At 60.7% G+C, this 12,591-nt stretch carries 10 protein-coding genes; 3 read left to right on the top strand and 7 right to left on the bottom strand.

The genetic code is table 11. From position 1 onward, the window contains the following. Positions 1-624: 624 nt before the first annotated feature. Positions 625-1,818 carry an enoyl-ACP reductase FabV gene (gene fabV / locus AACW18_RS06085; protein ID WP_042654516.1) on the top strand — a complete coding sequence of 398 codons (1,194 nt, stop codon included), beginning with the start codon at positions 625-627 and terminating at the stop codon, positions 1,816-1,818. A gap of 156 nt (positions 1,819-1,974) precedes the next feature. Here the strand turns inward: fabV and AACW18_RS06090 are convergent, their stop codons facing one another. Continuing rightward, positions 1,975-3,189: a pyridoxal phosphate-dependent aminotransferase gene (locus AACW18_RS06090; RefSeq protein ID WP_042654517.1), complete on the bottom strand. Its 1,215-nt coding sequence runs from the start codon at positions 3,187-3,189 to the stop codon at positions 1,975-1,977. Positions 3,190-3,549: 360 nt separating this feature from the next. On the opposite strand from AACW18_RS06090, the gene AACW18_RS06095 reads away from it, so the two are divergent. Further along, positions 3,550-3,759, top strand: a complete 210-nt coding sequence (locus AACW18_RS06095) for a DUF1653 domain-containing protein (protein ID WP_042654518.1) — start codon at positions 3,550-3,552, stop codon at positions 3,757-3,759. A 72-nt stretch (positions 3,760-3,831) separates the two neighbouring features. On the opposite strand, the gene AACW18_RS06100 is transcribed toward AACW18_RS06095, so the two are convergent. The 5 genes from AACW18_RS06100 to AACW18_RS06120 form a co-directional block, all read right to left on the bottom strand. Continuing rightward, a complete protein-coding gene (locus AACW18_RS06100; protein ID WP_218290361.1) occupies positions 3,832-4,089 on the bottom strand; it encodes a GrxA family glutaredoxin in 258 nt (85 codons plus the stop codon). 198 nt (positions 4,090-4,287) lie between these two features. Then, a complete protein-coding gene (gene dacB, locus AACW18_RS06105) occupies positions 4,288-5,721 on the bottom strand; it encodes a D-alanyl-D-alanine carboxypeptidase/D-alanyl-D-alanine endopeptidase (RefSeq protein WP_218388105.1) in 1,434 nt (477 codons plus the stop codon). A 171-nt stretch (positions 5,722-5,892) separates the two neighbouring features. Then, entirely contained in the window at positions 5,893-7,653 is a 1,761-nt protein-coding gene (locus AACW18_RS06110; protein ID WP_218388106.1) for a DEAD/DEAH box helicase, read from the bottom strand. A gap of 170 nt (positions 7,654-7,823) precedes the next feature. Beyond that, the gene (locus AACW18_RS06115) at positions 7,824-8,861 is read right to left on the bottom strand and encodes an HlyD family secretion protein (RefSeq protein ID WP_042654522.1); all 1,038 of its coding nucleotides are present in this window, start codon (positions 8,859-8,861) and stop codon (positions 7,824-7,826) included. Between the two features lie 10 nt (positions 8,862-8,871). Beyond that, the gene (locus AACW18_RS06120; RefSeq protein WP_126623294.1) at positions 8,872-9,216 is read right to left on the bottom strand and encodes a DUF3302 domain-containing protein; all 345 of its coding nucleotides are present in this window, start codon (positions 9,214-9,216) and stop codon (positions 8,872-8,874) included. A gap of 244 nt (positions 9,217-9,460) precedes the next feature. Between AACW18_RS06120 and AACW18_RS06125 the strand changes: the two genes are divergently transcribed. Continuing rightward, entirely contained in the window at positions 9,461-11,089 is a 1,629-nt protein-coding gene (locus AACW18_RS06125) for a mechanosensitive ion channel family protein (protein WP_218388107.1), read from the top strand. 67 nt (positions 11,090-11,156) lie between these two features. On the opposite strand, the gene AACW18_RS06130 is transcribed toward AACW18_RS06125, so the two are convergent. Continuing rightward, entirely contained in the window at positions 11,157-12,578 is a 1,422-nt protein-coding gene (locus tag AACW18_RS06130; protein WP_042654524.1) for a carbon starvation CstA family protein, read from the bottom strand. Positions 12,579-12,591: the final 13 nt, after the last annotated feature.

Consider the following 12,591-nt stretch of genomic DNA (forward strand, 5'->3'; position numbering starts at 1 on the left):
TTTATGTCTGCATGCCACGAAGTTATATTAATGTTTTTGAAAATGAAACTTTAAATTTGTAATTAAGGTGTGTGAAAAACATGTAATTAATAGCGGGGCACCTACTGAAATAGCAACGTTATTATACTTCTGTATTTCTAACCTTTCATAAACCGCTGTCATAGCGGCCCTCTGGTTCGCTGCGGATGACGTAGCCAATCGAGGAGTCTTTATATTGCCTGATATCTATTCTGCGGCCGGTCGGGGCTGCCACGGCTACCACCAAGACCAGCATAAGGCTGGTGACTATCAGGGAGTGGTGTGGTTGTTGCCTGAGGGGATGGGGGGCGATAGGCCCAAGGGCTTGCCATCTAGCCGGTGCTATCACAGGGCCTGCTGTTGATTCTCCGGCCTTTTACCCCTCTTTAAACGGCTTTCGCACTGGGTAGTTTCCAGGTCGCTGAGGTTGATACACCCGATTGGGTTGAGGGTGTTGTCTTGCACCAACGGATTTTTCATTTTTCGCGGCGGGCGACGGCACTTTGCCGGTTTTCCAGGCAGTTCAACACATCAGAGCACCATAACGGGCCACAATGAGGTATCTTATGCCCCGATTTCATTCATTTAACGGTGTCGAGACCCCCTATGATCATCAAACCCAAGGTTCGCGGCTTTATTTGTACCACCACTCACCCTGTCGGTTGTGAAGCCAATGTTCGTCGCCAGATTGCTTACACCCAGGCCAAGGGCACCATCGAGAATGGTCCCAAGAAGGTACTGGTGATCGGCGCCTCCACCGGTTACGGCCTGGCCTCGCGCATTGCCACTGCCTTCGGCTCCGGCGCCGCCACCATTGGCGTCTTCTTCGAAAAGCCGAGCTCCGAGACCAAGACGGGCTCCGCCGGCTGGTACAACTCCGCCGCCTTCGACAAGGCGGCCAAAGAGGCCGGCCTGTACGCCAAGAGCATCAATGGCGATGCCTTCTCCAACGAGTGCCGCGCCAAGGTGATCGAGCTCATCAAGGCCGATCTCGGCCAGATCGATCTGGTGGTCTACTCCCTGGCCTCGCCGGTACGCAAGATGCCGGATACCGGTGAAGTGGTGCGCTCCGCGTTGAAGCCCATCGGCGAGACTTACACCACCACCGCCATCGATACCAACAAGGATCAGATCATCACCGCCACCGTCGAGCCGGCGAACGAGGAAGAGATCCAGAACACCATCACCGTCATGGGCGGTCAGGATTGGGAGCTGTGGATGGCGGCCCTGCGTGACGCGGGCGTGCTGGCCGACGGCGCCAAGTCCGTTGCCTACTCCTACATAGGTACCGATCTGACCTGGCCCATCTACTGGCATGGCACCCTGGGCCGCGCCAAGGAAGATCTGGACCGCGCCGCCACCGCCATCCGTGGCGATCTGGCCGGCAAGGGCGGCACCGCTCACGTGGCCGTGCTCAAATCCGTGGTGACCCAGGCCTCCAGCGCCATTCCGGTGATGCCGCTCTACATATCCATGGCCTTCAAGATCATGAAAGAGAAAGGCATCCACGAAGGCTGCATGGAGCAGGTCGACCGCATGCTGCGCACCCGCCTCTATGGCGAGGAGCTGGTGCTGGACGAGCAGGCCCGTATCCGCATGGATGACTGGGAGCTGCGTGACGACGTGCAGCAGACCTGCCGCGATCTCTGGCCCTCCATCACCACCGAGAACCTGTCCACGCTTACCGACTATACCGGCTACAAGCAGGAGTTCCTGCGCCTGTTTGGCTTCGGTCTGGACGAGGTGGATTACGATGCGGATGTGAATCCGGACGTGCGCTTCGACGTGGTCGAGCTGTAAATCACCCCTGGGCCGGGGCGGTTCCCGCTCCCGGCCTGCAAAAAGCCCCTTCTGTCACAGACGGGGCTTTTTTGTTGGTGCGGCCCAGGGATGGGCGCAATAGAAAAGGCTCCCTCGGGAGCCTTTGTTGCGACGTGCTGTTGCGAGGTGCGGAGCTTACTGCTTGTAGCCCCTGAGGAAGCGCGCGAGGCGGCCAATGGCCTCTTCCAGCTCCTCTTCACGGGGCAGGAACACCAGCCGGAAGTGATCCGGCGCCGGCCAGTTGAAGCCGGTGCCCTGCACCAGCAGCAGTTTCTCTTGCTGCAGCAGGTCGAACACCATCTTCTGATCGTCGCGAATGTCGTACACCTTGGGATCCAGGCGCGGGAACATGTAGAGCGCCCCTTTGGGCTTGACGCAGGAGACCCCCGGGATCTCGTTGAGCAGCTCCCAGGCCTTGTCCCGCTGGCGACGCAGCCGGCCGCCCGGCAGGATCAGCTCGTTGATGCTCTGGTAGCCACCGAGCGCGGTCTGGATGGCGTGCTGCATGGGCACGTTGGCACAGAGCCGCATGGAGGCCAGCATCTCCAGCCCCTCGATATAGCCCTTGGCACGGCCCTTGGGCCCGGTGATCACCATCCAGCCCTGGCGGAAGCCACAGGCGCGATAGGCCTTGGAGAGGCCGTTGAAGGTCACCACCATCACATCGTCACACTGGGTACAGACGCTGGTGTGGGAGATGTCGTCATAGAGGATCTTGTCGTAGATCTCGTCGGCGAAGATGATGAGATTGTGCTGGCGGGCGATCTCGATCAGCTCCAGTTGGAATTCGCTACCGTAGACGGCGCCGGTCGGGTTGTTCGGGTTGATCAGCACCAGACCGCGGGTGCGCGGGGTGATGCGGGCCCGGATGTCGTCCAGATCCGGATGCCAGTCGGCCCCTTCATCGCAGCGGTAGTGCACCGCATGACCGCCGGAGAGGGTGACGGCCGCGGTCCACAGCGGATAGTCGGGGGAGGGCACCAGCATCTCGTCGCCGTTGTTGAGCAGCGCCTGCATGGCCATCACGATCAGCTCGCTGGCGCCGTTGCCGATGTAGATGTCATCGATGTCGACCTTGCGCATCCCTTTCTGCTGGTAATACTGCATCACCGCCTTGCGGGCGGAGAACAGCCCCTTGGAGTCGCAATAGCCCTGGCTCTGGGGCATGTTGAGGATCACATCCTTGATGATCTCCTCCGGTGCATCGAAACCGAACGGGGCCGGGTTGCCGATGTTGAGCTTGAGGATGCGGTGGCCTTCGTCTTCGAGACGGCGAGCCTCTTTATGCACCGGGCCGCGGATGTCATAGCAGACATCGTCGAGCTTGTGCGACTTGTCGATAGTGAACATGGTGAGCGTGATTCCTTCCCCTGGGGGCGCGTTGGCAGAAAGCGAGTTTTAGTATCTAATTTCTTTGCCCCTATTCTTCACAGAATTGAATGCTAGAACAATCTTATTTCTGGAATAAATCCCTGATTTTTCACCATCAAACAGGGTTACCAATTTGTTGATTTCAGCAGGATCGTTTGTCTGTCTGGCGAGAAACCAGTGAAAGATGAGGAATGCTTTCACCAGGCCGCCCTAGTGTATTGAAATATTCATCCCATCTGGCACGATTGGCTGGGTCAGGAAACCGGCGTCAGCCCCTGGTCCTGGCCGTCTCGGGACCTCGTCCGACGGGCTTTTTCATCATCTCATCGAGGCATTGCCATGCGCGCACCCGCACCCGGTCGCTACCGTCACTTCAAGGGAGGCCATTATCGGGTTCTCACCCTGGCCACTCATACCGAAACCCAGGAGTCGCTGGTCATCTATCAGTCCGAGCAGGATGGGGCCGTCTATGCTCGCCCCGTCGCCATGTTCATGGAGTGGATCGAGCATCAGGGGGCGGTGGTGAGCCGCTTCACCCCGCTGGACTGAGTCAGCGTGGCGGTGGCCATGATGCAAAAAGGCGCCAGAGGGCGCCTTTTTTATATGCAGATGATGCTGGGATCAGAGGCCCAGATTGGCCTTGGCATAGGCCTCGAAATCGGTGCAGCCACCGATGTGCTGCTCATCCAGGAAGATCTGCGGCACAGTGGTAACGGGCTTGCCCGCCTTGGCGGCCAGATCGTCCTTGGTCAGACCCTCGGCGTTGATGTCCACATAGCGGAACTCGAAATCGTCGCGCTCTTCGACCAGCTGCTCGGCGATCTGCTTGGCACGGACACAATAGGGGCAACCGGGACGACCAAAAATTTCTACAAACATCTTTTTTCTCCGTGATATGAGGCAGGGCACAGCATAGCCCCGCCTCAGGGTCAGTCAAAGTGGAAATTGCCGATACCCATGTTCGGCATCTTCGATAGCCAGCCGCATGTTGCTCGGCAATCTGGATGGGTTGCTGCTGGTAAATGCGCTCCAGCAGCCCCTTCTCAAACCCGGTCCAGGGCTAATGAGGGCCCCGATTTATTGCTCGGCAATCTGGATGGGTTGCTGCTGGTAGATGCTCTCCAGCACTCCTTTCTCAAATCCGGTCCAGGGCCAGGGTGCCTTGCTGGCACGGTAGCGTTCATGGGTGGCCGGATCCTGGGACAGACCGCGCTGGAACATGACGAAGGCCTTGCGCTGACCGCTCGCCGTGTCGATGAAACCGGCCAGGTTGGAGGTGCCGGTGATGGTGCCGGTCTTGGCATGCACCTTGTTCTTCATCATGGGGGCGGTGACGCTGCGGCGCCAGGCCAGGGTGCCGTCGACCTGTGCGCTGGGCAGCAACTTGATGAAGTCGAGCTCGGCATCATTCTTCTGGATGAAGTTCAGCACCGACAGCATCTGGCGCGCGCTGATGAGGTTGTGGGCGGAGAGGCCCGAGCCGTCGGCCAGGGTGGCGTTGCCGAGATCGATGCCGTTCTTGGTCAGGATGGCGCGCACCGCCATGGTGCCGCTGCGGTAGCTGCCCGGCTTGTTGTAATAGTGGCGACCCACCGTCTTCAGGAAGGTGTCGGCGTAGAGGTTGTCCGATCTCTTCAGCATCTTGCTCAGCATGACGGGCAGGGAGACGGAGTAGTGGGTGGCCAGTGTCTCGGCACCCACCGGCGCCTTGTGGGTGACGCGCAGCAGGCCGTCGTGGCTGATCCCGGCGCGGTTCATGGCCCAGCGGATGTTGTCCCAGCCCCAGGCTTCCACGTCGTGGATGGCAAAGCGCAGGCCCTGCGGCTCCTTGTTCGGGCTGATGCAGCCCTTGAGCTCGTAGAAGTTGCCCTTGGCCATGTCCACTTCCAGGGCGCAGAACTGGCGCGCCATGTCGCCATAGCTCATCACCTCCACGTTGTCGGCCCCTATGCCGATGGGCACGCCGGTGGCCACGTTGCCGATGGCCGGTTTGCCAATCTGGGTGGCGGTGATGGTACCGTAGGCGCAGTTCTTGTCGATGATGACGGAGGAGACAGGTGCCGCGAAGCAGAGGGTCTGATCCCCCCAGGACCAGCCGTTGCCGCGCTCGTAGCCGTTGTAGGCGCCGGTGTTGACGTAGACATTGCCCTGGATGCGGGTGACCCCGAGCTGCTTGAACAGGGCCACCAGATCCATCCGTGACAGGGTGGGATCGCCGACGAAGTTGATCCAGATATCGCCATTGATGACGTCCCCCTGCTTGGCGCCGGGCTGGGCCTGCACGTCGGTGGCGAAGCGGAAGTCGGCGCCGAGTTCGAGGCGGGCGGCCAGGGCGGTGAGCACCTTCATGGTGGAGGCGGGCGCTATCATGTCGTCGGCGTGACGGGCGAATTCAACCCCGCCGTTGCCTTGCACTATGATGGCGTACTGGCCCCCCTTGGGCGGGGTCAGCGGGGTGGCGTGGGCCACCATGGAAAACAGAGCACAAAAACCAATCAACAGCCGCTGCATAAGATCCTCTAACTTGACGAAGGGGTCGGCAGTGCGATGCCAACCCTGATAACCAACCATTTACTCTCTCACCCGCTCGCCTGGAGCAGGCACTCACTAAGGTGTCCGCGGTACGACATCGACCCTGGTAGCCAATGACTCGCTCTCACAGCTGCCAGCAAGAAGCGGGCGCTAACTCAGGGTGTCCGCGGTACGGTATCGACCCTGATAATCAAAAATTTTCTCTTTCACCTGCCAGAAGCGCCCGGACTTGCGCGCGATGACAAAATCCGGATGACGAAACTGGGTGCCGGCAGCCAGCACGCTGTCCAGGGTGGTGAATTCGGGCTCCAGGCCCGGGGCGGGCCAATGATGACGCACAAAGTGCTGTTGAAACAAGCGCCGTGCGGCCGGGGAGTGAAAGCCGAAGTATTCGGTCAGGGTCAGGCCGTCCTCATCGTGGTAGGTGACCTCCAGCCGCTCCCCCTGTTTGCCCCGGCCAGCCGCGAGCGTGAGGCCGGCGCAGCGGATCACCATGCAATCCTTGAGATTGAGCGCCTCTTTGAGCTTGTCGTCCGGATCCACCAGCAACTGATCGCAGCTCTGGCAGCGGCGGGCGGCGATGTCGTTCTCCGCACCGCAGGCGGGACAAATCTTGGCGCGAAAGCGGTAGTCGCACTCCTCCCGGTTGCCCTCGTCATCCTCGAACAGCCCCTGACAGCGGCGGCCGTAGTGTTCGATCACCTTGCCATCCTCGTCGGTCTTGCCCCAGAAGGTGTTGGCAAAGCCGCAGGCGGGGCAGGGCACCTGCACCGGCTCGGTGCCGGCATGGGGCCTGGGCTCCCCCACTTCGGGGGCGAACAGGTTGAAGTTGTTGCCGGCGTAGTCGAGCACCAGGCAATCGGCCTTGCCCGGCGACAGGCGCAGGCCGCGGCCGACGATCTGCTGATAGAGCGACACCGACTCGGTAGGGCGCAGCATCACGATGAGATCGACATGGGGGGCATCGAAGCCGGTGGTGAGCACCGCCACATTGACCAGAAACTTCATCTCCCGCGCCTTGAAGGCGTGGATGAGGGCATCCCGCTCCGGGCCCGGGGTCTCGCCGGTGATGAGGGCCGCGGATTGTTCTTTGGCCACCAGCAGGCCCTGGATCTCGCGGGCGTGCTCGACGGTGGCGGCGAAGATCATCACCCCCTGCCGATCGGCGGCGTATTCCAGCACCTGGCTCAGGATATGGGGGGTGACCCGCTGCTGGCGTTTGAGCTCGCCATTGAGATCCGCCTCGCTGAACAGGCCGTTCTCCCGTGGCACCAGCTTGCTGAAGTCGTAGTGGACTATGGGGGCATCGACCAGCCGGGGCGGGGTCAGGTAGCCATTCTTCACCATGTAGCGCAGTGGCAGCTCGAACACGCAGTCACCAAACAGCCGTTCGCCGTGGCTCTTCACCATGCCGTGATAGTGGCGCCGGTAGATCCAGCCCAGCCCCAGCCGGTAGGGGGTGGCGGTGAGGCCGAGGATCTTGAGGGCCGGGTTGGCGGCTCTGAGATGGCCGATCACCTGATGGTACTGGCTGTCATCATCGAGCGAGACCCGGTGGCACTCGTCGATGATGAGCAACGAAAAGGCGCCATCGAAGGCAGCCAGGTTGCGGGCCACCGACTGCACCGAGCCGAACACCACCTGGGCGCTGGCCTGCTTGCGATCCAGCCCGGCGGCGAAGATGTCGGCACGCAGATCCCAGGCCTCGTACTTGGCGTGGTTCTGCTCCACCAGCTCCTTGACGTGGGCCAGCACCAGCACCCGGCCACGGGCCTTGCGGGCCAGCTCGGCGATCACCAGGCTCTTGCCGGCGCCGGTTGGCAATACCACCACGGCGGGATCCGGACGTTGACGAAAGTGCTGGATGACGGCGTTGACTGCGTCTGTCTGATAGGGTCTGAGAACGAACATGAGGAGACTGGTCGGTGCGAGATGGCGCCATTATAGGGATCTTGCCGCCAAAATGCAGCGGGCAGGCGTGAGAGGGCAGAAGTGATATGGGGCAAGGTGGTGACGGGCGTCTCGCCGCCAAAGGAAGCGGGCCAGAATGATTCTGGCCCGCCGAGAGAGTGCAATCTTGCTTAGTGGAAGGGGAACAGGTAGTTGAGCCAGCTACCCATGCGCAGCAGAATCTTGCGCATGATGGCAACATGGTGGAAATAATCGGTGTAGATGGCGGCCTGGCCACTCGAGCCCGCGATCACCTGATACTTGGACCACTCGGGGTCGGTGATCTTGATGAGGACAGGCAGACGGCCCGGCACCTGAGCTGAGGTCTGATCCAGCAAACCTATGTTGGCCTGCACGTTACCCGAGGCGATCGCAGGGATCACGGCTTGTACCTCACCCTTGAAGATCTTGCCTGGGATACCGTCGATCACCACCTCGGCTTCATCGCCGACCGCCAGTCGCTGCATGCTGTTCTGCCAGAACCAGCCGACATAAGAGGTATCGTCCTCGTGGATGAAGGTCATCACAGGGCGATACATGTAGGGGGTCGCTATCATGCCGGGGCGCAGCGCCAGCTGGACGACGTGACCATCGCTCGGGGCGTAGACCACGGTCTGCTCCAGCGCGTACTTGGCCTCGTTGAGCTGTGCCTGCAGATCATTGATGGTCGCTTTTTGCTGATCCAGCTGGGCGACGATGTCGTCCACGTTGGCCTGGGTGACGTCGAGGTCACGCTGCTTGCCGATGCCGCGGCGTACCAGTTCCAGGGCACGATCGCGATCCAGGCTGGCTGAACGCAGTCTGGCACCGAGTGCCTTGAGGAAATCCTGATTGGAGTCGAGCCGCGCCGTCAGGCTGGCGACCTTTTGCTCGAAGGGCTCCGACTCGATGCGAAACAGCACATCTCCCTTTTTGACTTTCTGGTTGGGCTTGACATCAACTTCGCTGACGCGGCCCTTCACCAGAGGCACTATGGGGGTGGAGACGTAGTAGTTGCGCGACATTTCAGAATAGGGGTGGTTGTAGTTCATCAGTACGATGAGCGCCCCTATGATGAAGACGCCACCGAGCACGGCCGTCGGCACTGTCCACTTGTTGAGCGGGATCTTGAAGATCTTGAAAATCCCTACACAGATGGCTGTATAGGTAAGAATGAGTAGCAAGTCCATGAAATATTACCTACTTTTCGGTCTGTTCGAGCGTTGCCATACGGGCTTGCAATGCGGCAAGTTCTTGCTTGAGCGTGGAGATCTCATTCTCGTCTTTTTCCAGACGCTGATTGAAACCCCAGCCCCGATCGGGACGATAAATCGTGGCCCAGATCCAGAGGAAGGGCCAGAGCACATGCAGGGTGAACAGGCTAACCCAGCCCGCCACGTGAATCGCATCCTGATGGGGATGATTGCGGTGTTTGGCAATTTCATACGGGATATCGTGAATAACGATTACACCGTAGAACATGACCAGAACGACAAACACCAATATCCCGAGGGCAACGTAGGTAAGTATGTAATCAGGTATCATTAATGTCTCCAATCGAGGCTGCAAGGTCACACACTGACTTGCACCCATAGTTTCTGGTGCATGATGACAGCATATTACGTCAGCGCAAGACTGCAATCAGAGTGTTGACATTCCGGTACAGCCTCGGTTCATTGGCTGGTCATAAACCGCGCACGATGAATTTCTTTCTGTAAAATCAAAGGGGAAAAGGGATTCGGATGTCACAGCTCAAGGAGATGAGTTAGCGATGAAAAGACCATGCTGGATGAGTCTGTTATGGGGAGGGCTGCTGCTGGTCAGCCTGTTGTCGGCAAGGATCGGCTGGGCGGCAGAGCCCAGGATGGCTCCCACCGAGCAGGAGCGGTCACAGACCCTGATCCTGCTCCATGAGCCCATCGTCATGTTGCAGACCAAGTATGGCAGCCTGGATGGGGCGGCCAGGGTGCGGCTGGTCCATGAACGGCTCCAGGCCATGGCGCCCGGCGACTTGAACTCGCCCGTCACCGTGGCCAAGGGGACTCGGGTCGGCCAGGATAGCCGGGAGTTCATGGTGAACGGCAAGCGCATTCTGGTGCTGCTGGCCGGCGATCTGGACGAATTCGATGAGTTGACGCTGGATCAGGCGGCCGAGCGGGTCCGGCTGCGCCTGGATGAGGTCCGCATCAAGTATCTTGAGCTGCATTCAGCCCCCTATCTGCTCAAGGCCGTCGGCAAGACCCTGCTGGCCAGTGCCCTCTTCTTTGGCCTAGTCTGGCTGCTGCAAAAGGGGCTGCGGCTGGTCAAGAAGTGGCTCGCCAACCGCCTGCTGTTGCAGAGGGGGTTGATCCCCCATCAGTGGCGCCAGGTGGCGGGCAATGTCGAGGCTCGCCTGCTGAGTCTGCTGACGCTGCTGCTGATCTTCGCGCTCACCTATGGCTGGCTCACCTATGTGCTGGGGCTCTTTCCGCAAACGCGGGCCTGGAGCGAGCGGCTGGGAGACTCCCTGTTCACCCTGTGCGGCGACATGCTGGAAGGTATGATCTCGGCCATGCCGGGGCTGGTAACGGTGCTGCTGATCATCGTCATCACCCGCTTCTTCATCCGGATGCTGGCCATAGTGTTCGATCGCATCGAGCGCGGCCAGTTCCGGGTGCAGGGCCTGCACGCCGAGACCATAGGCGCCACCCGGCGGTTGCTCTCGGTGGTGATCTGGCTGTTCGCCCTGACGGTGGCCTATCCCTACCTGCCCGGCGCCAATTCCGACGCCTTCAAGGGGATCAGCGTCTTCTTCGGGCTGATGGTGACTCTGGGCTCGGCCGGGATCATGAACCATGCCATGAGCGGCCTGGTGCTCATCTACTCCCGTGCCCTGCGGCCCGGTGATCTGGTGCAGATCGGCGAGGTGGAGGGGATGGTGACCGAGCTCAACGCCCTCTCGACCAAGCTGGTGACGCGTCAGGATCACGAGGTGACCCTGCCCAATGCCGTGGTGGTCGGCGGCAGGGTGACCAATCTCACGCGACTGGCGGGGGACAAGGGGGTCGCCCTGCTGACCAAGGTGACCATCGGCTACGACACCCCCTGGCGTCAGGTGCACGCCATGCTGGAACTGGCGGCGCGGCGCTGCCAGCAGCTCAATCAGGCCGAGCCGCCGCTGGTGCGCCAGCTCAACCTGCAGGACTGGTATGTGGAATACGAGCTGCAGGTGCGCATGAAGGAGGGCTTGTTGCCCGCGGTGGTCAAGACGGAGCTGCATGGCCACATCCAGGATGTGTTCAACGAGTTCGGGGTGCAGATCATGTCCCCCAACTTCATCGCCCAGCCGGAGCAGGCGGTGCTGGTGGCCAGAGATCACTGGTATCAGGCCCCGGCCGAGGCGCCCGCAGAGGCGCGTCCGGCGGCCAGACAGGGGTGAATGCAGAGGGAAAACGAGAAGGCCCGGCAGCGATGCCGGGCCTTCTTATTTGGGTGCGATACGCGGGTTAGTTCTCCTTCACCGCGCTCAGCCGGGATGGCCTGAACCTGATCAGGAAGGCCAGTGTGATGACGGCGGTACACACCAGGCCGATGATGGTGGAGATGTCCATCGCCAGACCAAAGCCGATGGGCGCGTTGGCCAGGTAGGTAAACACCACGGCGGTCATGAACATGGCGGGGATGGTGCAGACCCAGTGCAGCTTGCCTTCCTTGATGAGGTAGGCGGCGGCGGCCCACAGCATGATGACGGCGGTGGTCTGGTTGGCCCAGCCGAAGTAGCGCCAGATAACCCCAAACTCCGCCTTGGAGATGATGAAGCCGAGGATGAACATGGGGACGGCGATCAGCAGTCGCTTGGCCATGGGTTTCTGGGTCAGCTTCAGGAAGTCCGCCACTATGAGGCGGGCACTGCGAAACGCGGTGTCACCTGAGGTGATGGGCAGGATCACCACGCCGAGGATGGCCAGGATGCCGCCGACCGTGCCGAGCAGGCTGGTGGAGACTTCGTGCACCACGGCCGCCGGGCCGCCGCTCGCCAGGGTGGCGTTGAGCGCTTCGGTGCTGTCGTAGAAGGAGAGTCCCAGGGTGCACCAGATGAGGGCGATGATCCCTTCACCTATCATGGCGCCGTAGAAGATGAAGCGACCGGACTTCTCGTTCTGCATGCAGCGCGCCATCAGCGGGGACTGGGTGGCATGGAAGCCGGAGACGGCGCCACAGGCGATGGTGATGAACAGCAGCGGCCACAGCGGCAGCTCGGTCGGGTGCAGGTTGGAGAAGTCCATCCCGGTGTTGTAGAAGCCTTTGCCGGAGACGATGAGGCCGATGATGAGACCGACCGACATAAACACCAGCAGGGCGCCGAAGATGGGGTAGAAGCGACCGATGATCTTGTCGATAGGGACTATGGTGGCGAGGATGTAGTAGGCAAAGATCGCCACTATCCAGTAGACCAGATCGGTGGAGGTGAGGTTCGCGAGCAGGCCCGCCGGGCTCAGCACGAACACCACACCCACCAGCATCAGCAGCACCACGGCAAACAGGTTCATGAAGTGCTTGGCGGTGGTACCCAGGTGTTCACCGACCACGGTTGGTACCGAGGCGCCCTTGGCGCGCACCGACAGCATGCCGGAGAAGTAGTCGTGGACCGCGCCGGCGAAGATGCAGCCAAACACTATCCAGAGCATGGCGACCGGGCCGTACAGGGCACCCAGGATGGGGCCGAAGATGGGGCCGACCCCGGCGATGTTGAGCAGTTGAACCAGGTAGACCTTCTTGTCCGACATGGGCACATAGTCCACGCCGTCGGCCATGGTGATGGCGGGGGTGGCGAGCTCGGGTTGCGGGCCAAATATCCGCTCGATGAACTTGCCATAGAAGAAATAGCCAGCCACTAGCAGGCCGACGCAGAGGAAGAACCAGATCATTGTTACGCTCCAG

Origin of the sequence: Aeromonas sp. sia0103 (genome assembly GCF_963895295.1) — a bacterium.
Classification (GTDB): Bacteria; Pseudomonadota; Gammaproteobacteria; order Enterobacterales; family Aeromonadaceae; genus Aeromonas; species Aeromonas encheleia.